The organism is Enterocloster bolteae, assembly GCF_002234575.2.
In the GTDB taxonomy this organism is placed as follows: Bacteria; Bacillota; Clostridia; order Lachnospirales; family Lachnospiraceae; genus Enterocloster; species Enterocloster bolteae.
On sequence record NZ_CP022464.2, the window covers coordinates 2,449,234 to 2,475,762 of the forward strand.

General features: G+C 52.2%; 22 protein-coding genes. 21 read left to right on the plus strand and 1 reads right to left on the minus strand.

What is annotated here, in order from left to right; genetic code table 11:
- Positions 1-186 precede the first annotated feature (186 nt).
- The 18 genes from CGC65_RS11530 to CGC65_RS11615 all read left to right on the plus strand — a co-directional run bounded on the left by CGC65_RS11530 (position 187) and on the right by CGC65_RS11615 (position 20,881).
- Positions 187-2,007: a M28 family peptidase gene (locus CGC65_RS11530; RefSeq protein WP_007035933.1), complete on the plus strand. Its 1,821-nt coding sequence runs from the start codon at positions 187-189 to the stop codon at positions 2,005-2,007.
- A 34-nt stretch (positions 2,008-2,041) separates the two neighbouring features.
- A complete protein-coding gene (locus CGC65_RS11535) occupies positions 2,042-3,010 on the plus strand; it encodes an ABC transporter permease (RefSeq protein ID WP_002567024.1) in 969 nt (322 codons plus the stop codon).
- Complete coding sequence (locus CGC65_RS11540) at positions 3,007-3,921, plus strand: ABC transporter permease (RefSeq protein ID WP_002567025.1); 915 nt, start codon at positions 3,007-3,009, stop codon at positions 3,919-3,921. Before CGC65_RS11535 ends, CGC65_RS11540 begins: the two co-directional genes overlap by 4 nt.
- 14 nt (positions 3,922-3,935) lie before the next feature.
- Entirely contained in the window at positions 3,936-4,922 is a 987-nt protein-coding gene (locus CGC65_RS11545; RefSeq protein WP_002567026.1) for an ABC transporter ATP-binding protein, read from the plus strand.
- The gene (locus CGC65_RS11550) at positions 4,922-5,899 is read left to right on the plus strand and encodes an ABC transporter ATP-binding protein (protein WP_002567027.1); all 978 of its coding nucleotides are present in this window, start codon (positions 4,922-4,924) and stop codon (positions 5,897-5,899) included. The genes CGC65_RS11545 and CGC65_RS11550 overlap by 1 nt, the downstream gene beginning before the upstream one ends.
- 31 nt (positions 5,900-5,930) lie before the next feature.
- Positions 5,931-7,469, plus strand: a complete 1,539-nt coding sequence (locus CGC65_RS11555) for an ABC transporter substrate-binding protein (protein ID WP_002567028.1) — start codon at positions 5,931-5,933, stop codon at positions 7,467-7,469.
- Between the two features lie 270 nt (positions 7,470-7,739).
- On the plus strand, positions 7,740-9,578 hold the full coding sequence (locus tag CGC65_RS11560) for a sensor histidine kinase (RefSeq protein WP_002567029.1): 1,839 nt from the start codon (positions 7,740-7,742) through the stop codon (positions 9,576-9,578).
- The gene (locus CGC65_RS11565; RefSeq protein WP_002567030.1) at positions 9,572-11,152 is read left to right on the plus strand and encodes a response regulator; all 1,581 of its coding nucleotides are present in this window, start codon (positions 9,572-9,574) and stop codon (positions 11,150-11,152) included. The genes CGC65_RS11560 and CGC65_RS11565 overlap by 7 nt, the downstream gene beginning before the upstream one ends.
- A gap of 170 nt (positions 11,153-11,322) precedes the next feature.
- On the plus strand, positions 11,323-12,744 hold the full coding sequence (locus CGC65_RS11570; RefSeq protein ID WP_002567031.1) for an ABC transporter substrate-binding protein: 1,422 nt from the start codon (positions 11,323-11,325) through the stop codon (positions 12,742-12,744).
- 69 nt (positions 12,745-12,813) lie between these two features.
- On the plus strand, positions 12,814-13,698 hold the full coding sequence (locus CGC65_RS11575) for a carbohydrate ABC transporter permease (protein WP_002567032.1): 885 nt from the start codon (positions 12,814-12,816) through the stop codon (positions 13,696-13,698).
- Positions 13,688-14,524: a carbohydrate ABC transporter permease gene (locus CGC65_RS11580; protein WP_002567033.1), complete on the plus strand. Its 837-nt coding sequence runs from the start codon at positions 13,688-13,690 to the stop codon at positions 14,522-14,524. Before CGC65_RS11575 ends, CGC65_RS11580 begins: the two co-directional genes overlap by 11 nt.
- Positions 14,525-14,575: 51 nt before the next feature.
- Complete coding sequence (locus CGC65_RS11585; protein ID WP_002567034.1) at positions 14,576-15,817, plus strand: amidohydrolase family protein; 1,242 nt, start codon at positions 14,576-14,578, stop codon at positions 15,815-15,817.
- An 11-nt stretch (positions 15,818-15,828) separates the two neighbouring features.
- Positions 15,829-16,935 (plus strand): D-TA family PLP-dependent enzyme, encoded by a 1,107-nt coding sequence (locus CGC65_RS11590; RefSeq protein ID WP_002567035.1) that lies wholly within the window; start codon positions 15,829-15,831, stop codon positions 16,933-16,935.
- A gap of 25 nt (positions 16,936-16,960) precedes the next feature.
- Positions 16,961-18,091, plus strand: a complete 1,131-nt coding sequence (locus CGC65_RS11595) for a M20 family metallopeptidase (RefSeq protein ID WP_002567036.1) — start codon at positions 16,961-16,963, stop codon at positions 18,089-18,091.
- Between the two features lie 11 nt (positions 18,092-18,102).
- On the plus strand, positions 18,103-18,576 hold the full coding sequence (locus CGC65_RS11600) for a RidA family protein (RefSeq protein ID WP_007035928.1): 474 nt from the start codon (positions 18,103-18,105) through the stop codon (positions 18,574-18,576).
- Positions 18,577-18,800: 224 nt separating this feature from the next.
- A complete protein-coding gene (locus tag CGC65_RS11605) occupies positions 18,801-19,745 on the plus strand; it encodes a 2-hydroxyacid dehydrogenase (protein WP_002567038.1) in 945 nt (314 codons plus the stop codon).
- A 7-nt stretch (positions 19,746-19,752) separates the two neighbouring features.
- The gene (locus CGC65_RS11610) at positions 19,753-20,025 is read left to right on the plus strand and encodes an acylphosphatase (protein ID WP_002567039.1); all 273 of its coding nucleotides are present in this window, start codon (positions 19,753-19,755) and stop codon (positions 20,023-20,025) included.
- A gap of 16 nt (positions 20,026-20,041) precedes the next feature.
- Positions 20,042-20,881, plus strand: coding sequence for a YihY/virulence factor BrkB family protein (locus tag CGC65_RS11615; protein ID WP_002567040.1), 840 nt, complete (start codon positions 20,042-20,044; stop codon positions 20,879-20,881).
- A 72-nt stretch (positions 20,882-20,953) separates the two neighbouring features.
- Here CGC65_RS11615 and CGC65_RS11620 read toward each other — a convergent pair whose 3' ends face one another.
- Complete coding sequence (locus CGC65_RS11620; protein ID WP_002567041.1) at positions 20,954-21,826, minus strand: LysR family transcriptional regulator; 873 nt, start codon at positions 21,824-21,826, stop codon at positions 20,954-20,956.
- Positions 21,827-21,961: 135 nt separating this feature from the next.
- Here CGC65_RS11620 and CGC65_RS11625 point away from each other — a divergent pair, with 135 nt between their 5' ends.
- Genes CGC65_RS11625 through CGC65_RS11635 form a run of 3 tightly spaced genes read left to right on the plus strand, consistent with a single transcriptional unit; the run spans position 21,962 to position 26,492 of the window.
- On the plus strand, positions 21,962-23,782 hold the full coding sequence (locus tag CGC65_RS11625; RefSeq protein WP_002567042.1) for an ABC transporter ATP-binding protein: 1,821 nt from the start codon (positions 21,962-21,964) through the stop codon (positions 23,780-23,782).
- Positions 23,772-25,541 carry an ABC transporter ATP-binding protein gene (locus CGC65_RS11630; RefSeq protein ID WP_002567043.1) on the plus strand — a complete coding sequence of 590 codons (1,770 nt, stop codon included), beginning with the start codon at positions 23,772-23,774 and terminating at the stop codon, positions 25,539-25,541. The genes CGC65_RS11625 and CGC65_RS11630 overlap by 11 nt, the downstream gene beginning before the upstream one ends.
- 36 nt (positions 25,542-25,577) lie before the next feature.
- Positions 25,578-26,492, plus strand: coding sequence for a YitT family protein (locus tag CGC65_RS11635; protein WP_002567044.1), 915 nt, complete (start codon positions 25,578-25,580; stop codon positions 26,490-26,492).
- Positions 26,493-26,529 lie beyond the last annotated feature (37 nt).

Sequence of the window (26,529 nt, forward strand, 5' to 3'; positions counted from 1 at the left end):
TGGCGGCCGGCCTTTTTGTTTTCCTTTCTGCCTGCAACCTCCGTACAGGTGGGGGTGAAATTGCACAATGGAAAATGCTAAAATAAGGGGAAATTTGTCGAAATAGGTTGACTATGTAAAAGGGCCTATTTATAATAAAAAAATATGGTTTTTTACAAAAATTTTATAATCATGGAAAGTTAAGGAATGGATATGGACAGTTGGGCAGAGATGGAAGAGCAGATCCTGAAAGAACTGAATCTTCACAGGATGAAGGATGATGCTGAGGTTTTCAGCAGATTGGAGCGTTACTCCGGTTCAGAGGCCGGGGAAGCAGCCGTGGATTATCTGGTTCAGGAGCTGGAAGCAGCGGGGATTGAACATGAACGGCATTATTATGAGCTTATGAGAAGCCTGCCTGTACAGGCTTCTGTTACTGTAAAGAAATCAGGAGAGCCTGATTTCACCGTGGAGGCAATAGCTGCTGTATACAGCGGTGAAGCCCATGGGCTTACAGGAGAACTGGCCTGGGATGAGATGTGTGCCAAGGGCCAATTGAACGGCATGGAACAGGAGGAACGGTTCCGGACATTTAAGGGAAAGATTGTCCTCACCTATGATATCAGTTTTCCTTTCTATTATGAAGCGGCGAGGGCAGGAGCACTGGGCATTGTGGCCATATGGCCCAAGGACATTCATCACCACGACACCATGGGCGGTGTATGGGGAATGCCGGGAAGCAGGGACAGGGATTTGTACCCTTATCTGCCCTATGTGCAGATATTGGGGCAGGACGGCCTGAAGCTGATTGAGATGGTTAAGGCGGGCACTGCAGCCGTGGGAACAGAAGCAGCCAAAGGTATGGCTGTGACAGCTCAGATGGATGTGGCCATGGACAACCGCATCGTAAGGTCCAGTATGCCGGTGGCCACCATTCCGGGCAAAAGTGAGAGCTTTGTGCTCCTGAGCGGCCACTACGATTCCTGGTATGAGGGGATGACGGACAACGGGGCAGCTAACGTGCTGATGCTGGAGACAGCCAGGGCGCTGGAAAAGTTTAAGGACAGGCTGAACCGCACCGTGGTGATTGCCTGGTGGTCCGGTCATTCGGACGGGCGTTACTCCGGCTCCACCTGGTTCTGCGACCATCACTATGAGTATCTGAGAAAGCACTGCGTGGCCCACATCAACATGGATATCTGCGGATGCAAGGGAAGCAATGCAGTCCGTTTCGATATGAGCGGTATGGAGGGAGAGGCGTTTAACGATGAATTCCTTGCATCCTATAACAGCCGCAAACCCCTTGCGTACAGGGCTCTGGACCGTTCCAGCGACCAGACCTTCTGGGGAACCATGACCCCTGTATCCATTGCTCCCCAGTTTTATATGGATGACGGACAGACGCCCCAGCCCCCAAAGAGCAGCGATATCTTAAGGCCAGCGGCCATGCCGGCGGCCTTTGGGGTGGGCGGTCCCTTTTACTGGTGGCATACCAGGGAGGATACCCTGGATAAGATCGGGGACGATGTGCTGGCCCGGGACTGTGAGATAGCGGCAAGGCTGGTGCTGCGCTACGCCATGGAAAAGCCCCTTCCTATTGATATGAATGGTTTCATGGGGGAGATGCAGTCCTATTTTGAGGCCTTTGCAGAGGAACTGGACCCGGACTTCGATGTGGCTCCGGTACTGGCATCCATTGCCCTGACCCGAAAATCCGTTGAGAAGCTCTCCGATGCCATCCGGGCATATCCAAAGCAGGATGCGGACAGCATACTCATCCGGACAGCGGGAGAACTGGTGCGCTTGAAATATACGTATTCCAGCCCCTACGGACATGACTATGCAGTGGAGCACCAGCCCTATGCAGTGTTTTCCTCCCTGTTAGGAGTGCACAGGGACAATACGCCTGAGGACCGGTATCTGATGTCGCAGACGGATTTCATCCGCCAGAGAAACAGGATGACAGGCCAGCTCCATGAGGTATGTGAGGCCATTGAATTACAGCTGTACCGCTGGCAGGTACAATAGCAGATACAATAATCACTGAGAAAGGACACGTATCATGTTACGTTATATTATCAAACGTATTATATTTGCCATTCCGGTGTTAATCGGAGCAACCTTCCTGGTGTTTACCATCATGGACCTTGCACCGGGCGACCCGGCACGTATTATCCTGGGCAGCAATGCCACAGAAGCAGCCCTGGCCTCCCTGAGGGATTCCATGGGGCTTAATGACCCGTTTCTGGTGCGCTACGGGCGGTTCATACTTGGGCTTCTCCACGGGGATTTAGGCACATCCTACCGCAACGGACAGGCAGTGTTCTCCCTGATTATGGGACGTCTGGGCAACACCGTGGTGCTGGCTACCTCGGGAATCGTATTTTCCGTTATCATCGGCATTCCGGTGGGAATTATATCTGCAATCAAGCAGTATTCCGTCCTGGACAATATTACCATGTTTATCACCCTGTTTTTGATGGCAGTGCCCACCTTCTGGTTTGCGCTGATCCTTGTCATCATTTTTTCACTGAACCTGGGCTGGCTGCCGTCTTCCGGCATGCAGCACGGATTCCCGGACAATCTTATCAGCCTGATTCTGCCTACCCTGACCCTGGGATGCGGATATGCGGCTCTGATTGCCCGCACCACCCGTTCCTCGGTTCTGGAGGTGGTGCGTCAGGATTACATTGACATGGCCAGGGCAAAGGGGCTTACGGAAAACGCGGTTATCTGGAAGCATATGTTAAAAAATGCCCTGATTCCCATTGTAACTGTGGTGGGACTGAACTTCGGAACCCTGTTAGGCGGCTCTGTGCTGACGGAATCTATTTTTTCCTGGCCCGGTGTAGGACGTTTTGTGGTGGATTCCATTTCCTACAAGGATACGCCTGCGGTGCTGGGAAGCGTGGTGACACTGGCAATCCTGTTTACAATTGTGAACCTGATTGTTGATCTTCTGTATGCGTTTTTGGATCCAAGGATTAAATCTGAATATCAATCATCATGGAAGAGGGCAAAGAAAAAATGAGCACATTAAAGAAAACAGAGAACAATTTGGGACAGGATGAAAAGGTCCGTTCCCTGTGGAAGCAGTCGGTGATTCAGTTCAAGCACAACCGGCTGGCCGTGGTGGGCCTGGTCATCATTGTCTTATTCATCGTTACGATTCTTACCACGCTGGCTGTTGACCAGATTACAAACTATTCTTTTTATAACGAGTATATCCTAAAGCAGGACCTTTCGCTGCGTCTGGCAAAGCCCAGCCTGGCCCATCCCTTTGGATGCGACGAGTTTGGCAGGGATCTTCTTCTGCGCATTCTGTGGGGAACCAAGCTTTCATTTGCCATCGGCGTGGTGGCCATTGCACTGTCCGTGATCATGGGAGCCCCCTTCGGCATGATAGCCGCGTTTTACGGGGGCAAGACCGACAACGCCATCATGCGCGTCATGGATGTGCTGCTGGCAGTGCCCTACATGCTGTTGGCCATGGCCATTGTGGCGGCCCTGGGAACCAGCACCTTTAACCTGCTTCTGGCTCTGGCCGTGTCCGGTATTGCAAAATACGCCAGAATCGCCAGGGCAGCAGTGCTTACGGTAAAGGACAGTGAATTTGTGGAGGCGGCCCGGGCCGTGGGCGCGTCGGACGGCACCATTTTGTTCCAGTACATACTGCCCAATGCCCTTGCCCCGATTCTGGTGCAGGTATCCCTGGGAATCGGTGATTCCATTCTGGCAGTTGCGGGCCTGTCCTATCTGGGACTGGGCGTACAGCCGCCCCAGCCTGAGTGGGGGGCAATCCTCACCACTGCAAGGACTTATATGAGGGATGCATGGCATATATCCGTGTTTCCGGGACTGTTCTTAATCCTGGCTGTCATAGCCTTTAACCTGTTTGGGGACGGCCTGCGGGATGCCCTTGATCCAAAGCTGAAACGATAAGGGGGAGCAAAACGTTGAGTCATATATTAGAAATCAAAGATTTACAGGTACAATACCATACAGAGGATGGGACCGTGTACGCCCTTAACCACGTTGACCTGGAGCTGGACGATGGTGAGACCCTGGGTCTCGTAGGCGAGACAGGGGCGGGAAAAACCACGCTGGCCAAGAGCATCATGCGCCTGATTCCCGATCCTCCCGGCAAGATCGAGGGCGGGGTCATTGAATTTGAGGGCAGGGACCTTTTAAAGGCCAGCGGCGCTGAGATACGCGCGGTCAGGGGCAACCAGATATCCATGATTTTCCAGGATCCCATGTCATCCCTGAATCCTGTGGTCAGGGTAGGGGAGCAGATAGCGGAGGTAATCCGTGTCCACGAAAAATGCACCAAGAAGGAAGCCGAAGAAAAGGCCATGGAGATGTTAGAGACAGTGGGCATCCCGGCTGAGAGGGCAGGGGATTTCCCACACCAGTTTTCAGGCGGCATGAAGCAGAGGGTGGTCATAGCCATAGCCCTGGCCTGCAACCCAAAGGTGCTCATTGCGGACGAGCCCACAACGGCGCTGGACGTGACCATCCAGGCCCAGGTGCTGGAGATGATGAGGCGCCTTAAGGATAAATACCATACGGCCACGCTGCTGATCACCCACGATTTAGGGGTGGTTGCCCAGATGTGTGAGAAGGTGGCCATCATATACGCGGGGGAGGTAGTGGAGAGCGGTGCTGTCCTGGATATCTATAAGCATACCCTGCATCCCTACACCGAGGGACTGCTGGGAGCCATTCCCCAGGTACACCTGCATGTACACAGGCTCAGTCCCATTGACGGCCTGATGCCGGATCCCATGGCGCAGAGGACGGGGTGTCCCTTTGCAGACCGGTGCAAATATGCATTTGAGCGGTGCCGCGTAGAGCATCCGCGGTTCATAGATGCCGGGAACGGCCACAGAGTGCGCTGTTTCAAGGTAGAGAATGAGTTGAGGAAGGGGGCTGGGGAGTGATGGAACACAAGGGACTGTTAGAAGTAAGAAATCTTAAGAAGTATTTTGATACAAACCGAGGACCCCTTCAGGCTGTGGACAACATATCCTTTTCCATTGAAAAGGGCAGAACACTGGGCGTGGTAGGGGAGTCTGGCTGCGGCAAGTCCACCCTGGGCCGCACCATACTGAGGCTTCAGGAGCCCACATCCGGGGAAATCTGGTTTAATGGGGAGGATATTGTCAAGTACGACAAGAAGCAGGTAAAGGCACTGCGGTCCAAGATGCAGATTATTTTCCAGGACCCCTATTCTTCCCTGAATCCGCGTATGACGGTGAGCCAGGCCATAGAGGCACCCCTGGTGCTTCAGGGCATTTATAAGAAAAATGACAGGGAAGGCCTTCAGAAAAAGGTCAGGGAGATGATGGATCTGGTAGGTCTGGCATACCGTTTTGCCAACTCCTATCCCCATGAGCTGGACGGCGGGCGCAGGCAGAGAATCGGTATTGCCAGAGCCCTGGCTCTGAATCCGGAATTTGTTGTCTGCGACGAGCCGGTCTCGGCCCTGGATGTGTCCATACAGGCCCAGGTACTGAATCTGATGCAGGATCTTCAGGAGCAGATGGGGCTTACATATCTGTTCATCACACATGACCTTTCGGTGGTAAAGCATCTTTCCGACGACATTGTGGTTATGTATCTGGGACAGCTGGTGGAGAGGGCCAAGCCGGATGAACTGTTTGAACATCCGCTGCATCCCTATACCCAGGCGCTCCTGTCAGCCATTCCCATCCCGGATCCGACCATTAAGATGGAGCGGGAGATATTAAACGGGGAGCTTAGCTCGCCCATCAATATGGGGGATGGATGCAGGTTTGCAAAGCGGTGTCCAAAGGCAACCCCGGAATGCACCCGTCCCATCCGTGAGGTTGAGGCTTCGCCGGGACATTTTGTATCGTGTCATCTTCTCTGCAAAGAAAACCAGGCAGGGAGTTGAATATAATGAATAATTTCAGGAGGATATATGTATGAAAAAAGCAATTGCCATGTGTCTCATTGCCTGTATGGTGATGACAGGCTGCGGCGGCAGTAAGGGCGGCGCAGGAGAACCACAGGAAACAGTGGCCGGCAGTGACGGACAGAACGTGAAGATCAAGGATGAAATCATATTCTGCCAGGGCAATGACCTGACCACACTGGATGCCACCATCGGACAGCAGGAGAGGGCCTATTCCATCTCCAACAACATCTTTGACCCGCTGTTTACCTATGATTCCGATATGAAGATGCAGCCATGCCTGGCCACGGAATATGAGTGGGCGGACGACACCACCCTGAAGCTTACCCTCAGGGAAGGCGTGAAATTCCATGACGGATCCGATATGAACGCGGAGGACGTAAAGTTTACCCTGGACCTTATCGACCAGAGAGGGGCGCTGTTTGTAGGAAACTATGACGGATGTACCATTGATGACGATTATCATGTGACGGTTAAGCTGAAAGCTCCTAACCCTGCTTTCTTAAGCATACTGACCCTGCCCCAGGCTTCCGTGGTACCGGCGGAGTATGACGAGGCGGCCTTCGGAGCCAATCCAATCGGCACAGGCCCTTACAAATTAAAAGAAGCTGTGGAGGGCGATTATTATACCCTGGAGCGGTTTGATGATTACTGGGGCGGTCCGGCCAAGACAAAGCTTCTGACCATGAAAATCGTACCGGAGGCATCCCAGCGCACCATGATGTTAGAGACAGGCGAGGTGGATGTGGCTTATGAGGTTCCGAACAATGATATCTCCCGTATCCAGGAGAACAAGGACCTTCAGATTCTCACCAGCCCATCCATGAAAATCATACTTATGGAGCTGAACTGCAGTTCCGACGGCCCTGTGGGCAACCCGGATGTACGCAAGGCAGTGGAGTGCGCCATCAACAAGCAGACCATCGTGGATTCCCTGCTCTACGGATTTGGAACGGTATCCGACAACATTATCCCTCAGTCCGCCCAGGATTACAGGGAATACGAGACCAACGGATATGACCCGGAAAAGGCTAAATCCCTTCTGGCCCAGGCTGGTTACAGCGACGGCATCCAGCTGACACTGTGGACAAACTCCAACCAGACCAACACAGAGATTGCCCAGGTGCTTCAGAGTCAGCTGGCTGAGGTGGGAATCAACCTTAACATTGTGACCCAGGATGACAACACCTCCTTCTCACTGATTGAGGCGGGCGAGGACTTTGACCTGATGCTGGATTTCTGGCAGACTAATACAGGACACGCGGACTATGTATTCAACGGAATGCTGCTGTCCACTTCGGTCAACAACTTCTCCCGGTACTATAATCCGGAATTTGACGAGACATATGTAAAGTATGCATCCACCGGCGAGGGCGAGGAAAGGGAAGCTCTTTTGAAGCAGCTTTACGATGATATGGTTACGGACACCCCAATTATCGGCCTTTACAGCGAGACAAAGGTGATTGCAGCCACATCAAAGCTCCAGGGACTGATGCTGAGCCAGATTGGCGCGCATGAGTACCAGAATGCGGTGGTGACAGAAGACTAGGGACACACTCTGGTACCGGGCTTACCGGTAGTTTTGCGGCGTAGCACCGGGAGGGCCTGGAGGCCATCATATGACCGGGAGGAACTTTTATTCCTCCCGGTTTTGCATTACCAGGGAGCGTACAGGGAGGGGATCCGGGAGGAGCTGATACAGCTGTCCCATGGCTTTCAGGTGGAGACGGGAATGGCAGGACGCCGGGATTGTCCCTAAAATAAAAGGATGTTATAATAAATGAAATGGCCGTCAGGCCGGTCAGGGGGTGTCAGTTTGATGAAGAAGATGAAGGTAAATCTGCGGATTAAGATAATATACACATGTATTATCGCTGTATTTGTCAGTGTTTTCCTTATCATGCAGTATTCCTTCAACCGCAGCAGGAATCTGCTCATCACCCAGGAGGCGGGCATCATATCCCAATATATGAACCGCAACGAGCTGGCGCTTACAGAGGTGACGGATTCCATCCGTAAGCTGTCGGCCGCATCCAGCACCAACAAGCAGGTGGCGTCCTATCTGAACCAGTCATGTGATGGAAATATATATTCTTCGGAGAATGTGAGCCGTATCCGGGCAGTGGAGGAGACGCTGACCTTTTACCGGAATATATTTTTTGATTACCGTCTCCACTATATCATCCTGGGAGCGGACAGCACGGTTTACAGCGTGGCGGACGGGATTGACAACAGCAGCTATTTTGGGGAGAAGTTTGCCCAGAGCGTCAGGCAGCAGCCGTGGTACCGGGAGTTTCTGGAGGGAAAGGAGGTATCCGGGTGGATTGCCCCCTGTATTTACAATGACAAGGGGGTGTTTAAGGAGAGGATTGAGTCTGGGAAGGATGAGGATTTCATCTTATTCATCCGGCGGATTAAGGATTATAATTCCCTTAAATTCCTTGGGGTGTCCTTTGTATCCTTTCCCACGGAAAACCTGGCACAGGTGCTGATACCCTATGACGGGGCGGTGCTGGCTCTCTTTGATAAGGGAAACCATCTGATTTACGCCACGGAGCAAAGCGATATACTGGATGATATATCTGCCGGACGGCTTTCAGAGGATTTACAGGAGGACCAGGATTATTTTCATTATACAAAGGACGGCCGGGAGTACCTGGTGAACCATGTGACCATGGCCGGTACAGGATGGCGTATGGTGAACCTGGTACCCCTGTCCCATATCACCCAGGCAGTGGACAAGCTTCACAGCACTGTAACCTCCCTGACGGTCCTTATGGCCCTGGGAGCCTGCATGGTCTGCCTTGCCATGTATTTCTATGTCAACGCGCCTCTTAACCGTCTGATCCATAAGGTGAGCGAAGTCAATATCGGAGGGACTAAAATCGCTGACATGGAGGATGCAAAGGGCAGACAGATGCCTGTATTCGGAATTGTGGAGGCAGAGCTGGAGATCAGCAGGATGGTGGATTATATAGAAAAGCTCTCTGCCCAGACCATCAAGCAGAAGGAAATAGAGCAGAATCTCCGCTATGAGATGCTCCGGGCCCAGATAAATCCCCATTTTCTCTTTAACACATTAAATGTAATCAAATGGTCTTCCATGATATCCGGGGCAGGCAATATTGCGGACATGATTACCTCCCTTGGAATCCTTCTGGAGAGCACCATGAACCGGAGGGAGGAGGAAGTGCCCCTAAAGGAAGAAATACGTGTGGTGAAGGCGTGGGTGGAAATCAAGAACTGGGGACTTAAGAACCGGATTGAACTGGTTACAGATATCCAACAGGAGCTGGAGGAATTCAAGGTGATTAAATTTTTCCTTCAGCCGTTAGTGGAAAATGCGGTGCTGCACGGTATGGGGGAGGCAACTCACGGCACCATTTGGGTCACGGCTGAACCGTATGGGGAGCGGGTATGCGTTACGGTGCAGGATAACGGAGTGGGAATGGAACAGGGAAAACTGGATGAGATACTGAAGGAAATGGATGAAAACAGTAAAAAACGCCATGTAACCGGCATCGGGCTGACCAGCATTCATGAGCTGATGAAAGCCAGGTACGGGCCGGATTACGGGCTCTATATTGAATCCAGGATAGGATACGGAACCAAGGTTTTTGCGGTATTTCCATATAGGAGAGGTAGTGAGACATGCTGAAGGTAATGATTGTGGATGATGAAATCATAGTGAGGGTGGGTTTTCAGTCCTGTATTAACTGGGAGGCCTACGGATGCCAGGTGGTGTCCACCTGCGAATCCGGAGGGGACGCAGTGGAGTATATGAACCGGGATGTGCCTGATATCGTGTTCACGGACATCATGATGCCCGGCATGGACGGAATCCAGCTGGTGAAGTATATAAGTGAGAACCACCCGGATACAAAGGTGGTGGTATTGAGCTGTGTGGATGAGATCGATTATGTGAAGAAGGCCATTAAGCTGGGGGCAGAGGATTATATACTTAAGCTGTCCTTTACCCAGGATACACTGGTGGAGCTCATTACAAGATTAAAGTCCATGATTGAGGAGGAGCGGAAGAAGGCGGGCAGAGGCAGTCTGGATATGAGGGTGCAGTCCTTTAACCGGGAGGAGGACTTAAGGACACTGCTGCTGGGAAATCAGGGACCTGGGGACAATGAAATGCTCCTGGACCGGCTGGGATATACCTACAATCCCTTTGAGACCTACCAGGCAGGCTGTTTTCTGGTGGACGACGAAAGAATGAACCGGCCCGGCAGCGGTACGGACTCCCATATCAGAAAGTATGGACTTTTGAACATTGTCCGTGAGTATCTTGAAAATCTGCCTAAATCAGATCTGGCCTTTACCGGCGAACATGAAATTGTGGTTCTGTTCAGGAGAGAAGGGGGGGAGAGCCCGGCCTGCTTTTTCCCGGACACCCTGGATTTGCTCAACCATGCCTTAAAGACCCATTTGAACCTGACCCTTTCCATGGGGATGGGACAGGAGTGCTTAAGCAGGATGGATATTCCGGCAGGATTTGCACAGGCCAGGAGGATGGCGGCACTGCGCTTTTTTGACGGTCCGGCCGCCTTTCACTGTGGCAGGGAGGCAGCAGCAGGGCGCCCCTTCATCGCAAAACGGAGCGTCCAGCGCAATATGCAGGAGGCCATATTCAGGCAGGATGCCGGGGAGGCGTTCCGGCTGATTGACAGCTGGTTTGAGGAGATGGCAGGGCTCCGGTCCTACGACCAGATTCAGGCCATACGCCGGGGCGTGGTGGAGACCTGGGTGTTTATATCAGGATATTCCATTCCTGAGGGAGCGGATATGCCTGAATATGATGAAATATACTCCACAGGCGATTTTTGGGGAGCCGAGACGCTGGCAGATTTAAAAGGATGTTTTAAGGCCGCGGTGCAGTCAGTGGTGGATTATCTGATGGCCAACAAGAACGCCAATCCGGAGATTACCAGATTCCTCCAGTATCTGGAGGACCATGTGGATGAAAATATAAGCCTGGAGGAAGCGGCCGGATGGTGTGCCCTGGGAAAGAGCCAGTTCTGCATCCTGTTTAAGAAGGCTGCCGGCGACACCTTTGTAAATTATTTTAACGGGCTTAAGATGAAAAAGGCGTTTACTCTTTTGGGCAGTTCCAATATCCAGGTACAGGAGGCAGCCAGCCGTATAGGCATACATGATATCTCCTATTTCAGCCGTCTTTTTAAAAAATATTACAATATGAGTCCAAGCGACGTTAGGAAATTGTGAAAATCATACAATAGTTAAAAAGAATCATACAATAATTCAAATAAAAAATAGGGATTATTTTGGGCGGACGATAATACCAATAATCCCTATTTTTTTAAATTCCAAATCAGGGGCGGAACATTTATACTATGCTTACAGTAAATGAAAACGTGTATAGAAGGAGGGTATTTATGAAACGTAAGTTATGTCTGGCTTTAAGCGCGGTAATGCTGGCGGGGTCGCTTTCTGGCTGTTCCGGGGGGACCAGCGGACTGCCGGGAGATACGTCCAAGGCTTCGGAGGCTCCGGCCGGTAAGGAAGCAGAGGGAACAAAAGGGGAATCGGCCGCAGGGGAGGCCGGTGAAAAGCCCTATGCCGGGACAACAATCCGTGTCCTGAGCATGACCGGACAGATATCAGATGCAATTGAAGCGTATCTGGATGATTTTGAGGAGGAAACCGGCATCAAGGTGAATCTGGAACTGTACGGGGAAGCCCAGCTTCGTGAGAAGATAACCACGGAATTTCTGGCAGGCTCCTCCACCATTGACGCATTCCTCATGAGCCCGCTGCAGGATATGGCGGCTTACAGCAATAACGGATGGATTGAACCTCTGGATGAATATCTGAAGGATCCGGATTTTGACTGGGATGATTTTTCGTCGGCGCCTATGGAGCAGATTAAAATCAAGTCTGACGGCGCCATCGGAGCACTGCCGCTGTATTCCTCTGTGCAGCTGATGTTCTACCGGAAGGATGTATTTGAGGAAAAGGGAGTGAAGGTTCCCACGAATTACGATGAGCTGCTGGATGTATGCGGCAAAATCAACGACCCGGCTAATAACTTTTACGCGATTGCCTGCCGCGGCGAGAAGATAGCCCTTACCTCCCAGTTCTCACCGTTCCTTTACGGATTTGGCGGCGCTTATTTTAAGGACGGAACATGCGCCTTTAACACACCGGAAAATCTGGAAGCAGCCAGGTTCTATGGGAAGCTGTTAGGTGATTATGCTCCGGAAGGCATACTGACAGCAGGATATTCACAGATGACCCAGCTGTTTAATGCGGGGCAGGTAGGCATGTGTGTGGATGCAATTGCCCTGTACCAGACCCTGATTGATCCCAATGAGTCTTCCTTCTACGACAAGGTGGGAGTTGCTCCTATTCCGGAAGGTCCGGCAGGACGCCAGTCCTATAAGCAGGTTGTGTGGGGCGCATCCATTTATTCAGGCTCAAAGAACAAGGAAGCTGCATGGGAATTCCTCAAATATGCGGCAGGCAAAGATATTGCCGCCGACATCACTCCAAAGGGAATGCCTACCTTCAGGGCCTCTGTATGGGAAGATGAGCGTGTGACAGCTGCCATGCCGGAAGATTACATCCAGGCTTACAATGAAGAGATTCAGGCTGATACCACCAACCAGTACGGACTTCCCCGTATGACCGCGGTATCCGAGGCCAGGGACGCCATGGGCGAGGCTATCGTGTACTCCATCGAGACAAAGGGAGAGGGAGCAGATCTGGAAAGCAAGATGAATGCAGCGGCAGAAAAGGTGGACCAGCTCCTTAAGGATGCGGGAGAGTATGGCGCGGATTATCCCTACGAGGATTAGAGTATGTCTGAAAGCAACGGAAGGAGCCTGTAACAAGGCTCCTTTCTAACAACAGAGAGGGATGTATATATGAACAATTTTGTCAACAAACATATTAAATGGGTCTTTTCCCTTCCTGCCCTTATATTTATGATGGCCATGATCGCGGTTCCCATTGCAATGACCTTCCTGTTCAGCCTGAACGACTGGAACCTGCTGATGGGAAACGGAATGCGCTTTAACTGGGGAAAGAATTATCTGGATGTGCTGGCCAGCAGGGAATTTTGGCAGTCCTTAGGAATCACATTTTACTATACGGCAATCGCCACGGTGGCGGAAATGCTTTTGGGCCTTGCCATCGCCCTTGTGCTGAATAAGGATTTTTGGGGCAAGAACGGGGTAAAGGCAGTGGTGCTGCTGCCATACATGATGGCGCCTGTGGCAGTGGGACTTATGTGGATGCTGTTTTACGAACCATCCTCCGGCCTGCTCAATTACATCTTCACAACCGTGGGACTTCCCAGGTCTGCCTTTGTGTCGGCCAAACAGACTGTTATCCCTGCTATTGCGGCAGTGGAGACGTGGCAGATGACGCCCATGGTAGTGATCGTATGTCTGGCAGGACTGTCCTCTCTGCCCACAGACCCCATGGAGGCCGCCAGGGTGGACGGGGCAACACCTATCCAGACATTTTTCCAGGTAACCCTGCCTCTGCTCACCCAGACCCTGTTCTCCATCGGTCTGCTGCGGTTCATAGACGTATTCAAGTCCTTTGACCTGATTTATGCCATGACAAAGGGAGGACCGGCCAATGCCTCCAGGACACTGAACCTGTTTGCCTATGAAACGGCATTTTCCTATTACAAATTCGGCCTTTCCTCTACAATGCTTATGATATTGTTTGTGATTGTGCTGCTGCTCAGCGTTTTGGTCATGAAGATACAGAGAAAGTTGGTGGCGTATTATGGCGGTTAAAAAATACAGGGCAAAGAAAATTATATCAAAGTTATTATTCGGAATCCTGGTGCTGGTCATTGTCATACCGATTCTGTTTCCGCTGTATTTCGTGTTAATTTCATCCTTTAAGAATATGGCCCAGGTATATATCATGCCTCCCAAGCTCTTTGGATTCAAACCGATACTGGATAATTACATTTACATATTTAAGACACAGCACTATGGAACCTATATGATGAACTCCACCATTGTGGCAGTGGCGTCAACGGCCCTGTCCCTGCTTTTGGGAGTGCCGGCAGCCTATGCCATAGCCAGATATAAAATGGGGAAGGCCAATACGGCAATCCTGACAGCACGCCTTCTGCCCAACATATCCATTCTGCTGCCATACTATTTCATATTTTCCAAGCTGCGCATGATAGATACCTACGGTGTGCTGATTCTCAGCCACATGGTGCTGTCACTTCCGCTGATTGTGTGGATTATGGTGGGTTTTTTCAGCGATTTGCCTCTTGAACTGGAGGAGGCGGCCATTGTGGACGGCTGTACCAGACAGAAATGCTTTAAAGATGTTCTGCTGCCCATCAGCGCGCCGGGGCTGGTGACCTGCTCCACCCTTTCATTCCTGGGCTCCTGGAATAACTTCCAGTTTGCCCTTATACTCAGCGGTGAAAAGACAAGGACACTTCCTGTCTCATTGCAGTATTTCGTGTCCGGCGCGGATATTCGCTGGGGACGTATGCTGGCTGCCACCATTGTGGTTATTGTTCCTACCATCATTCTGACCATGATACTCCAGAAGTACATTGTGCAGGGTATGACGGCCGGAGCAGTGAAGGGATAGATTAAGGCCAACGGTCAGGTTATGTGAGAATACAGGACGGAGGAGGAAAAGGTGGAGATACCGGTACTGGTCCATGGGAAGGGAATCTATGATTCCGATGACATGAAGATGAAATACACGGGAATGATTCTGGAAGGAAGCCGGATTAAGGAGATGGGTTCCTTTGAGGAACTGGGTCCGGCATATCCCGGGGCCAGGGTCATGGATTTTTCAGACTGCTATATCCTGCCGGGGCTGGTCAATACCCACGTACATCTGGAGTTTACGCCCTGCCGGGACACCTATGGCATCTACCGGAGGGAGGACAGGAAAACCCGTCTGGCCAGGGCCGTGGAGCACGCCGGGACCCTTCTGCGCTCAGGTGTGACAACGGTCCGGGACGCAGGAAGCTCCATGGAGCTGATAGGAGCTCTGTGGGGCGGGGATGCAGGCGCAAAACCGGGGACAGAGCTGCCGAGGATTCAGGCAGCGGGTATGCCCCTTACCCCGGACGGAGGCCATCTGGCCTTTCTGGGAAAAACGTCCAACGGTACGGAGGGATTGATACAGGCTGTAAAAGAACGGAAGTCAGCGGGCTGCGGCTGCGTCAAGCTGATTGTCAGCGGAGGCCAGCTCACCCCGGGCTCGGTACCTGAGCATGACTCCTACAGCAGGGAAGAAATACGTGCAGCGGTGGAGGCGGCCCATGAGCTGGGACTCCCCACGGCAGCCCACTGCCTGACAACCAGTTCCTATGTAAACGCCATGGAGGCCGGGGTGGACAGCGTGGAACACTGCGCCTGTTTCAGGAGAAACCCCTTCCTGGGACTTTTGGAACGGTGTTATGAGCCGGATGTGATGGAAGCCTTCCGCGGGGACCATCGGTATTTTATGATTGGGATATCTAATAATTACCACCAACTGGACCAGGTCAGGGAAGGTGTGAGAAAACCGGATGAGAGAGAAGCATTCCTCCTGGAACAGGAAAAGCGGGAATGTGAAATATTCGGCCGCCTGGCGGATTTGGGGATGCGTCCCCTGGTGGGAACAGACGCAGGATGCGGATATACCTTTTTTGACGAAACCTGGCTGGAGATGGAGCTGTTATGCAGCAGGTGCGCCCTTACGCCGGAAAAGGTGATTCACGCCGCCACCCTGGAGGGCGCCGGGGCATTGGGCTGGGGGGATTTCTTGGGGCGGCTGGCCCCCGGGTATGAGGCGGATTTCATAGCTGCAGAACAGAATCCTCTCCGGGATATAAAGGCGCTGCGTCATATAAAACATGTTGTGTGCAGGGGAAAAATCATAGAGTAGGGAGAATGGATATGGAACACATGTATGAATTAAAGAACACAGATACAATCATATCACCCAGCCTCATATATTATGAGGAGATCATCAGGGAAAATATAAAGAAGGCAATACGGACAGCAGGAAGCCCCGAACGGCTGTGGCCCCATGTAAAAAGCCACAAATCCAAGGATATGGTGCGGATGCAGATGGAGTACGGCATTACAAAGTTTAAAACAGCCACAGTGGCAGAGGCGGAGATGGCCGCAGAGGCAGGGGCAGAAAAGGTAATTCTGGCCTATCCGCTGATTGGTCCCAACATGGAACGTTTCGTGAAACTGGCAAAGGCGTATCCGGATACGGTATTCTACGGTGTGGAGGATGACCTGGCCCAGTTTGAGGCTCTGTCCGGGGTGTGCGTGGAACACAATGCTGTGCTACCCATGCTGGTGGATGTAAATATGGGAATGAACCGTACCGGAGTGCCCATTGAACGGCTGGAGGAGCTCTACCGTTCTGCGTCCTCTCTTCCGGGGCTTCGTCTGTGCGGAATGCACTGCTACGACGGAAACCACAATAATAAGGACGCAGCTGTAAGACAGGCCCAAGTGGATGACACGGATAAAAAGGTGTCGGACATCATGGAACGTCTGAACGGGGATGGAATCTGCTGCGAGCTGGCAGTGGCAGGCGGTACCCCTTCCTTTCCTTGCCATGCGGGCGCTACACGGTGGTATCTGTCCCCGGGCACTGCATTTATAACAGATGCAGGGTATTACATGAACCTGCCGGATTTGGATTTTATACCTGGAGCTGCCGTGATGACCAGGGTCATCAGCCATCCCGCCAAGGGCGTGTTTACCACGGACCTGGGCTATAAGGCTATTGCTTCGGACCCCGCGGGACAGCGGGGCTATATCGTAGGTCTGGAGGATGCAGTGCCCATTATACACAGCGAGGAACACTGGGCATTCCGGCTGGAGGATGAAAGCAGGATACCGGCCATAGGAAGCTGCCTCTATGTGATTCCAACCCATATATGTCCCACCACTGCATTGTATCCGGAAATTCTGGTGGCAAAGGAAGGGCAGGTGGCGGACAGATGGCAGGTGACTGCGAGAAACCGCAGGATTACATACTGATTGTACCGGAACAAGGAGGTATTTTGTGAACTGTATTGAACTGTTGAGAGAGCTGATAGGGTTTGACACCGTTAATCCTCCCGGAAATGAAAAGCCGGCAGCCCGGTATCTGGCCGGAATCCTGGAGCCTATGGGGTTTAAGTGCGAAGTGCAGGATTTAGGCGGCAGCCGGGCAAATCTGATTGCTGTGCTGGACGGGGGAGACGGGCCGGAGCTTATGCTGAACGGACATCTGGATGTGGTGCCGGCCGTGGGAGAGTGGGACAGCAGTCCCTTTTCCATGGAAGAAAAGGATGGAAAGCTTTACGGCAGGGGAACCTGCGACATGAAAGGCGGGATAGCTGCCATGTGCGAAGCCGCCATGCGCTGCGCCGCCAGGAAAGAGCCCATGAAGGGGAAACTGAAGCTTTTATTTGTGGCGGATGAGGAGTGCTCCAATCTGGGTACACTGAGTTATCTAAAGACCCATGAGAGAAGCGATTATGCCATCATAGGAGAGCCCACCCGGCTGGAGGTGGCGGTTGCCCACCGTGGAGTATCCAGGGATTATATTGATGTAAAGGGAGCCCCCAGGCATGCAGCCCTCCCGGCCGGGGAGGAGGACGCTGTGATGAAGGCATGCAGGGCAGTCCGGGCGGTAAAGGATATGAATGAAACGCTGCGCCATATCACACACCCGGTCCTCCCGCCTCCCAGTATTGCGGTTACCATGATGGAGGGATATGAGAAGGACAATGTGGTGCCGGGAAATGTACGCCTTCTCCTGGACTTCAGGATTCACCCGGGTATGGACCATGAACAGGTGGGGCAGTTTTTGGACAAAGGCTTTGAACAGGCCGGCATTGACGGCTTCCAGAGGACGCTGCATTTTTATATGCCCGGCGGGGAGATTCCACAGGATGACCGGTTTGTGAAGCTGTGCCTTGAGGAACGGGAACGCCAGTTTGGAATCAAATCAGATCCACAGCCCTTTGACGCATCCTGTGAACAGTGTTTCCTGGCAAGGGAGGGAATCCAGACCGTTATCTGCGGTCCCGGAGATATTGCCCAGGCCCATACAGTGGGGGAATTTACCTGGGAAAAGCAGGTGCGGGATGCCGTGAGCCTGTATGAGAGAATCATAGACAGGGTTTTGTATAAAACAAATTACATATAAATTAAGGAGAGATGAAGATGAGAGACGTATACGAGGTTTTAAAAGAAAAAGGAATCACTTTGCCGCAGCCGCCTGCCAAGGGAGGCGTTTATACACCGGTACAGGAGCTGGGGGAGAAATTTCTCTATTGCTCAGGCTGCGGTCCGGATCTGGGAAACGGCAATACGGTAGTGGGCAAACTGGGAAAGGACCTGACAGTGGAGGATGGCCAGAAAGCGGCATATAACTGCGTGCTGAACCTGCTGGCAAACTTAAATGAAAAGACCGGGGATTTGAACCGAATCAAGAGATTCGTGAAGGTTCTGGCTTTTGTGAACAGTGCGGATGACTTTGGGATGCAGCCCCAGGTGGTTAACGGGGGCTCCAATCTGATTGCCGGGCTGTTCGGTGAGGAAGCAGGACTTCCGGCGCGTTCTGCCATTGGAACCAACGCCCTTCCGGGGGGAATCGCTTGTGAGATTGAGGTTCTGGTGGAGCTTAAATAGAAGCGGGAACATATAAACAGGAATCAAGAGAGTGGACGGGACGGACGTAAATATGGATTCGTACCCGTCCGTTTTCTGTCTGTTTTTAAATTATTCTTGGTTCTGTCCATTTCTTTGATTCCTTATGTCTTGTAAAAGCCTGCCCCCTGCTATATAATGGATAGCATAAAAAGTCAGGACATCCCAAAAAGGGGAGCTGACAACAGGATACGGAGGAAAATGCAATGAAAATGGTAATCATCGAGCCGCTGGGAGTGGAAGAAGGAAAGCTTTTAGCTATGGCAAAGGAGTCCCTTGGGGACAGGGTGGAGATTGTGTATTACAACACAAAGACAACGGACACCGCAGAGCTGATAGAGAGGGGAAAGGATGCTGAAATCATTGTGGTATCCAATCTGCCTCTGAATGCCCAGGTCATAGAAGGATGCAGAAACTTAAAGCTTCTGGCTGTGGCATTTACAGGCGTGGACCACATCGCCATGGATGTGTGCAGAAAGAACGGTGTCATGGTATGCAACTGCGCCGGATATTCCACCTGCGCTGTGGCGGATCTGGTGTTCGGCATGTTAATCAGCCTGTACAGAAACGTGATTCCCTGCGACAAGGTCTGCCGGGAGGAGGGCACCAAGGACGGACTGGTAGGATTTGAACTGGAAGGCAAGACGTTTGGCGTGGTGGGAACCGGGGCCATCGGCCTTCGTGTGGCAGCCATAGCCCAGGCATTTGGATGCAGGGTATTGGCTTACAGCAGGACAGCCAAGGATGTGCCAGGCGTGCGCTATGTGGATCTGGAGACACTGCTGGCAGAAAGCGACGTGGTTTCCCTCCACACCCCTCTTACTGAAGAGACCAGGGGACTGATGAATGAGAAGCGCATCGGATTGATGAAGAAGAACGCAGTGCTCATCAACACGGCCAGAGGGCCTGTGGTGGACAGCGATGCGCTGGCCGGGGCCCTGAAGGAGGGCAGGATTGCAGGCGCCTGCATTGATGTGTTTGAAAACGAGCCTCCGGTCAGAAAGGACCACCCGCTGTTTTCGGCGCCCAACACCATTGTGACGCCACATGTGGCATTTGCCACCAAGGAAGCCCTGGTGAAACGGGCTGTTATTGTGTTTGACAATGTGGTAAACTATCTGGATGGAACTCCCCGAAATGTGATTGGGTGATATTTGTATGAAAAAAGTCAGGAAACATATTATATTTTCCGGCAGGGTACAGGGGGTGGGCTTCAGGTACACCTCCTGTTACCTGGCCCGCCCCCTGGGCCTTACCGGGTGGGTGAAGAATCTGTGGAACGGCGATGTGGAGATGGAGGTCCAGGGAGACCCGCTGGCGATTGGGCGATTCTTAAGGAATCTGGAGCAGGGAAGGTTCATACACATTGAACATATGGAAGCAGAAGACATTCCGGTGATTGAAGAGGGCAGTTTCAGGGAAATATATTAACAGCAGTGGAGGTTTTATGTTTGGGATAATTGTGGCAGGAAAACGGGTATATGATAAATTTGCTGAGGATGAGATGACGGTCTACGCGGCCCAGGTCTCATTTTTTATCATACTCTCCGTGGTGCCCTTTATCATGCTGCTGCTGACAGCGGTCCAGATGATTCCCAGCATCAGCAACGCCAGGTTCATGGAACTGATTGTGGGCCTGGTGCCGGTGGATTACAAGTCCCTGGCCTTCCGGGTGGTCAATGACCTGTCCTTAAAATCCCCGGCAACCATGATTTCCGTCACAGCCGTCACAGCCCTGTGGTCCGCGGGCCGCGGCATGTTCAGCGTGGCCAGGGGATTAAACCGTGTGAACGGCCACGGGGAAAAGCGCTGGTATGTGATTAACAGGCTGATTTGTTCAGGATACACCATTGTGTTTATCCTGGTGTGCATTCTGTCCCTGGGCCTGCTGGTGTTCGGCAATATGATTCAGGCGTTTATGGTGAGCCGGTTTCCCATCATAGCAGACGTGACCACCCACATCATCAATTTCAGGGCTCTGTGGGCGTTAATGATACTGATTATATTTTTCCTGGGAATCTATACCTTTGTGCCGGATAAGAGTCTGAAGCTCAGGGACCAGCTTCCGGGAGCCGTGTTCTCCACCGTTGGATGGATGGCCTTCTCCTTTGCCTTTTCCCTGTATTTCAGCCATATAGGGGGGAAGAATTACTCCTATATGTACGGAAGCCTTACCGCCATTGTGCTGCTGCTTCTGTGGCTTTATTTCTGCATGTGCATCCTGTTCTTCGGCGCGGAAATCAACTATTTCTGGAAGGAACTGTTTCCCGGGGAAACGAAGGAATAACCGGATTATGCCTGCTCTTGGATAAGGGGCGGGCTGTTTTTGTTTTTTTGGTGGAACAGTGAGGCGGTTCTGTCAGGAAAGGGGAGGCTGGCCTGTAAAGTAATCCAGAAACTCCTTCATCACAGCCGACAGGGGTCCGTTTTTCCGGCAGACCAGCGTAATCCGGCTGGTGAAGTCACGGGTATCCAGAGGCTTCATGAGAATGTCCGGCCGGACGCACCTGGCGATAGAGGCCGGCACCACCGCAACGCCGCTGCCTGTCTCCGCCCATGTAAGGCTGGTCCGGGCATCGTCGTTGATGCACAGATAATCCGGGCAGTCCGGTGCAAACAGGCGGTTTAACACCCCTTCCCATCTGCGGTACACAACCAGGGGACAGGAGCACAGTTCCTTAAGGGAAATAGTATCCGCCCCGGGACGGGGAAAGAAGCAGCGTTCACCCACAGCTATCATGATGTCCCCGGACAGATAAAAGCAGTCATAGGGTTCCTCGGGAAAAGGGCTGCGCACAATGGCAGCCTCGATGATTCCGGTATTCAGCTTGTCCAGGAGCTGATATGTATTACCCTCGTAGATGCGGAATTTCACCCCGGGATGCTCCTGGCGGAAGGCGGCAATCTTTCCTATGATGGGTTCGGTTTCCACGGAAGAAATCATACCCAGGCGCAGGGAGCCCAGAAGTCCCTGCCCCATCTGTTCCAGTTCCTCCAGCACAGCCCCTGTCATGTCCAGGATGCCCTGGGCCCGTTCGTAGAGGACCTTGCCCGCATCTGTCAGCAGGATGCTTCGTGAGCCGCGCTGGAACAGGGTCAGCCCCAGTTCCTCCTCCAAAAGCTTCATCTGGGTGCTGAGGGGAGGCTGGGAAATGTGGAGCGCCTTGGCTGCCGCCGATATGCTCCCCTCATTGACAATGGCAGTAAAATATTCCATCTGTTTCAGATTCAAGATCGGAATCCTCCTATTCGTTAAACGTATATCATATATATAAAAACAATATTTTATATATGGTTGATTCTATGTTATAATACCAGGCAGTGTGAAAAAATACAATGGATTCCGGCAGAGGAGTGAAAGACAATTATGAAACGATTGTTCAGCTATATGAAGGATTACAAGCTAGAAAGCATACTGGGACCGCTGTTTAAGATGCTGGAGGCCAGCTTTGAGCTGTTTGTGCCCCTGGTGGTGGCCCGTATGGTGGACGTGGGCATACGGGGCAGGGACAGCGGATATATTCTTAAAATGGGAGGCGTTCTGGTGCTGCTGGCCCTGATTGGCCTGGCATGCTCCCTGACAGCCCAGTATTTTGCCGCCAAGGCAGCCACGGGGGCAGCCACCTCCCTGCGCAATGATTTGTTTTCCCATATAGGAAGATTGTCCTACACAGAGATAGACACAGTGGGCACGTCCACACTGATAACAAGGATGACCAGCGACATCAACCAGGTGCAGAGCGGCATCAACATGACGCTGCGCCTTCTGCTCCGCTCACCCTTTGTAGTATTTGGCGCCATGGTTATGGCCTTTACCGTGGATGTGCGCTCGGCCTTTGTTTTCGTGGTCACCATACCGGTGCTCTGCGTGGTGGTGTTCGGCATCATGGCAGTCAGCATGCCGCTCTATAAATCCGTGCAGAGACAGCTGGACAAGGTGCTGTTAACCACCAGGGAAAACCTGCTGGGGGTCCGTGTCATCCGCGCCTTTAACAGACAGAAAAGTGAGACGGAGAAATTTGACCGGGAAAACGGAAACCTGGTCAGGATGCAGGTGTTTGTGGGAAAGATATCCGCCCTGTTAAACCCTGTGACCTATGTCATTATAAACATAGCCGTGGTGGCCGTCATATGGGTGGGAGCGGAACAGGCGGACAGCGGTATCATTACCCAGGGAAAGGTGATTGCCCTGGTAAATTACATGTCCCAGATTCTGGTAGAGCTCATAAAGATGGCAAACCTGATTATCATTATATCCAAGGCAGTTGCCTGCATGAACCGGGTGGACAGCATATTTAAGGTGGAGAGCAGCATTGAGGACAAGGGGAGGCACGGCTCCCGGAAACCCGGTTCTCAGAATTCCGGTTCTCAGAATTCCGGTTCTCAGAATCCCGGCCCGCAGAATTCCGGCCCGCAGAATCCCGCATTACGGATTCCCAAGGTAGAGTTTAAAGATATGGAATTCGTGTATGCGGGGGCAAAGGAGCCGGCCTTAAAGGATATTTCCTTTTGTGCCATGGCAGGACAGACCATAGGCGTCATAGGCGGAACCGGATCCGGTAAATCCACCCTGGTGAACCTGATTCCCCGATTTTACGATGCCGCCTCAGGGCAGGTCCTGGTGGACGGGACAGATGTAAAGGAATATTCTCTGGATGAGCTGCGGGACAAAACCGGAGTGGTGCCGCAGAAATCCGTACTGTTTAAGGGAACGCTGCGGGACAATATGCGCTGGGGAAAACAGGACGCGTCGGATGAGGAAATCTACCGGGCTCTGGATACGGCCCAGGCCCGGGAGTTTGTGGATTCCAAGGGAGAGGGACTGGATCTATACATTGACCAGGGAGGCCATAACCTCTCAGGAGGACAGCGCCAAAGGCTGACCATAGCCAGGGCCCTGGTGAGGAGGCCGGAAATCCTGATTATGGACGACAGCGCTTCGGCCCTGGACTTTGCCACGGATGCCAGGCTGAGAAAGGCTATCCGGGAGAACACCGGGGATATGACCGTATTCATTGTATCACAGCGGGCCACTACCATTAAGAGCGCTGACACCATCCTGGTGCTGGACGAGGGTCGTCTGGCAGGCATGGGCACCCATAAGGAGCTTCTTAAGGACTGCCAGGTATACAGGGAGATTTGTCTGTCACAGCTTTCAAAGGAGGAGGTGGAACGGGATGAGCAGTAAGAAGAATGCATTGGACAAGAACAGGAGCAGGGAGACCCTGAAACGGATCCTTAAATATATCAGCCAATACAAGTGGAGCGTCATCCTGTCTCTGTTTCTGGCCCTTATCACAGTGGCCCTTACTCTGTATGTGCCGATTCTGACAGGCCGTGCCGTGGACCGCATTGTCTCGGCCGGACATGTGGATTTTGCAGGGTTAAAGGGAATCCTTATAACAATATTGGGAGCAGTGGCTGTTACGTCCGTATCCCAATGGCTTATGAACCATATCAACAATATCATCACCTACCGGGTTGTGAAGGATATCCGGACCAGGGCCTTCAACCAGCTGGAGGTGATGCCCCTAAGCTATATAGATGTGCACCCATCCGGAGATATCATAAGCCGGATTATCGCGGACATAGACCAGTTTTCAGAAGGCCTACTCATGGGATTTACCCAGCTGTTTACAGGCGTTCTGACCATAGCGGGAACGCTGCTGTTCATGCTTTCCATCCAGCCCGCCATCACGGCTGTGGTGGTGGTGCTGACGCCCATATCCCTGTTTGTGGCCAGCTTTATCGCTAAAAAGACGTTTGTCATGTTCCGGAAGCAGTCAGAGACCAGGGGAGAGCTGACCTCCCTGACCGATGAGATGCTGGGCAATATGAAGGTGGTCCAGGCCTTCGGACACCAGGAAGAGGCACAGAAGCAGTTTGAGGAGATTAATGAACGTCTGGCCGGATACAGCCTGAGGGCGACCTTTTTCTCATCCATTACCAATCCGGCCACCCGCTTTGTTAACAGCCTGGTCTATGCTGCCGTGGGCATCACGGGAGCCTATGGGGCTATCCGGGGGCTCATCACCGTGGGACAGCTGACCAGTTTCCTCAGCTACGCCAACCAGTACACAAAGCCCTTTAATGAGATATCAGGGGTGGTGACAGAGCTGCAGAATGCTCTGGCGTCCGCTGCCCGGGTGTTTGAGCTGATTGATGAGAAAACTATGATAGAGGACAGGGAGGACGCAACGGTACTGCGCGGAGCAAAGGGCAGTGTGGATCTGGAGCAGGTCTGCTTCTCCTACACGCCTGAGAAAAAGCTGATTGAGGATTTTAACCTGTCGGTACAGCCCGGACAGAGGGTTGCCATCGTGGGACCTACCGGCTGCGGCAAGACTACCATCATCAACCTGCTGATGCGTTTTTACGACGTGGATTCCGGAGCTATCAAGGTGGAGGGAACCGACATCCGCGATGTGACCAGGGAGAGCCTGCGGACCAGCTACGGCATGGTGCTGCAGGACACATGGCTTAAATCAGGCACCATCCGGGACAATATAGCCTACGGCCATCCAAATGCCACTGAGGAAGAGATTATCCAGGCAGCAAAACAGGCCCATGCCCATGGATTTATCATGCGGATGCCGGATGGATACGCCACTGTTATCAGTGAGGACGGAGGGAACCTGTCCCAGGGACAGAAACAGCTTCTCTGTATTGCCAGGGTTATGCTGTGCCTTCCTCCCATGCTCATACTGGACGAGGCCACATCTTCCATTGACACCAGGACAGAGATTAAGGTGCAGAAGGCCTTTGCGCAGATGATGGAGGGCAGAACCAGCTTCATAGTGGCCCACAGATTGTCCACCATCCGGGAGGCAGACGTGATTCTGGTCATGCGGGACGGTAAAATTGTGGAAAAGGGTAAGCATGAGGAGCTTCTGGGGATGCATGGTTTTTACGCGGATATTTACAATGCGCAGTTTGCCAGAGGATAGGACGCAGGTAATTATGTAAGAGAAGGGGGCGGGCATATGGGAGACGGACAGATGATGTCTGAATTGTATCAGGAGAATATGAAGCGGCAGAACAAAAACAGGAGGAGGAAGGATGTGGCGGCCTTTCTCTGCATCCTGCTGGGAAGCCTGATTGTAGCTGTCAACATGAATACCTTTGTGGAGCAGGGAGAGCTGGTGCCGGGAGGCTTTACCGGACTGGCCAAGCTGATCCAGAGAATCGGACTCAGTTTTTATGATGTCCAGATATCATTTACATTACTGAATGTACTTTTTAATGCAGTTCCGGCCGTGTTCGCATACCGGCTGGTGGGTAAGAAATTTACAATCCTGTCCTGTATCTGCCTGCTGACCGTGTCAATCCTGGTGGATGAGCTGCCTGTGGTTCCCATCACCGGGGATATCCTGCTGATATCAGTCTTCGGAGGCATCATAAACGGCCTGGGGATGAGCCTGGTTCTCAACAGCAGGGCCTGCGGCGGCGGAACGGACTTTATCGCCATGTCTCTGTCGGCAAAATACAAGGTATCCACCTTCAACTACATGCTTTTGTTCAGTGCGGTCATCATACTGATATCGGGAACTATTTTCGGAATGGATAAGGCGCTGTACTCCATTATTTTCCAGTTCTGCAATACCCAGGTTATCAATACCTTTTATAAGAAATATAAGAAAAAGACGCTTCTTATTGTGACAGATAACCCGGCGGCCGTGTCCGCGGACCTGCTGGAGCTGACCAACCACAGCAGCACGATTTTAAAGGGCTTCGGCTCCTACTCAGCCAATAAAAAATACCTGATTTATACCGTGCTCTCGGACAGTGATGTGAGAAAAATGAAGAAGCGGATACGGGAACAGTACCCGGATACATTTGTAAACGTTATCAATTCCAGCGATGTGGTGGGGAATTTTTACATACAGCCCCTGGAGTGATCCGCCCTTTTGGGCGGGTCTGCATCTTAATGGAATC

Bases quoted from the DNA above. Each gene is read 5' to 3' on its own strand.
- CGC65_RS11530 (WP_007035933.1), top strand. From the start codon at position 187: ATGGATATGGACAGTTGGGCAGAGATGGAAGAGCAGATCCTGAAAGAA.
- CGC65_RS11600 (WP_007035928.1), top strand. From the start codon at position 18,103: ATGAAGATGAGAGACGTATACGAGGTTTTAAAAGAAAAAGGAATCACT.
- CGC65_RS11630 (WP_002567043.1), top strand. From the start codon at position 23,772: ATGAGCAGTAAGAAGAATGCATTGGACAAGAACAGGAGCAGGGAGACC.
- CGC65_RS11625 (WP_002567042.1), top strand. From the start codon at position 21,962: ATGAAACGATTGTTCAGCTATATGAAGGATTACAAGCTAGAAAGCATA.
- CGC65_RS11555 (WP_002567028.1), top strand. From the start codon at position 5,931: ATGAAAAAAGCAATTGCCATGTGTCTCATTGCCTGTATGGTGATGACA.
- CGC65_RS11615 (WP_002567040.1), top strand. From the start codon at position 20,042: ATGTTTGGGATAATTGTGGCAGGAAAACGGGTATATGATAAATTTGCT.
- CGC65_RS11610 (WP_002567039.1), top strand. From the start codon at position 19,753: ATGAAAAAAGTCAGGAAACATATTATATTTTCCGGCAGGGTACAGGGG.
- CGC65_RS11565 (WP_002567030.1), top strand. From the start codon at position 9,572: ATGCTGAAGGTAATGATTGTGGATGATGAAATCATAGTGAGGGTGGGT.
- CGC65_RS11590 (WP_002567035.1), top strand. From the start codon at position 15,829: ATGGAACACATGTATGAATTAAAGAACACAGATACAATCATATCACCC.
- CGC65_RS11535 (WP_002567024.1), top strand. From the start codon at position 2,042: ATGTTACGTTATATTATCAAACGTATTATATTTGCCATTCCGGTGTTA.
- CGC65_RS11580 (WP_002567033.1), top strand. From the start codon at position 13,688: ATGGCGGTTAAAAAATACAGGGCAAAGAAAATTATATCAAAGTTATTA.
- CGC65_RS11575 (WP_002567032.1), top strand. From the start codon at position 12,814: ATGAACAATTTTGTCAACAAACATATTAAATGGGTCTTTTCCCTTCCT.
- CGC65_RS11605 (WP_002567038.1), top strand. From the start codon at position 18,801: ATGAAAATGGTAATCATCGAGCCGCTGGGAGTGGAAGAAGGAAAGCTT.
- CGC65_RS11550 (WP_002567027.1), top strand. From the start codon at position 4,922: ATGGAACACAAGGGACTGTTAGAAGTAAGAAATCTTAAGAAGTATTTT.
- CGC65_RS11560 (WP_002567029.1), top strand. From the start codon at position 7,740: ATGAAGAAGATGAAGGTAAATCTGCGGATTAAGATAATATACACATGT.
- CGC65_RS11540 (WP_002567025.1), top strand. From the start codon at position 3,007: ATGAGCACATTAAAGAAAACAGAGAACAATTTGGGACAGGATGAAAAG.
- CGC65_RS11570 (WP_002567031.1), top strand. From the start codon at position 11,323: ATGAAACGTAAGTTATGTCTGGCTTTAAGCGCGGTAATGCTGGCGGGG.
- CGC65_RS11635 (WP_002567044.1), top strand. From the start codon at position 25,578: ATGGGAGACGGACAGATGATGTCTGAATTGTATCAGGAGAATATGAAG.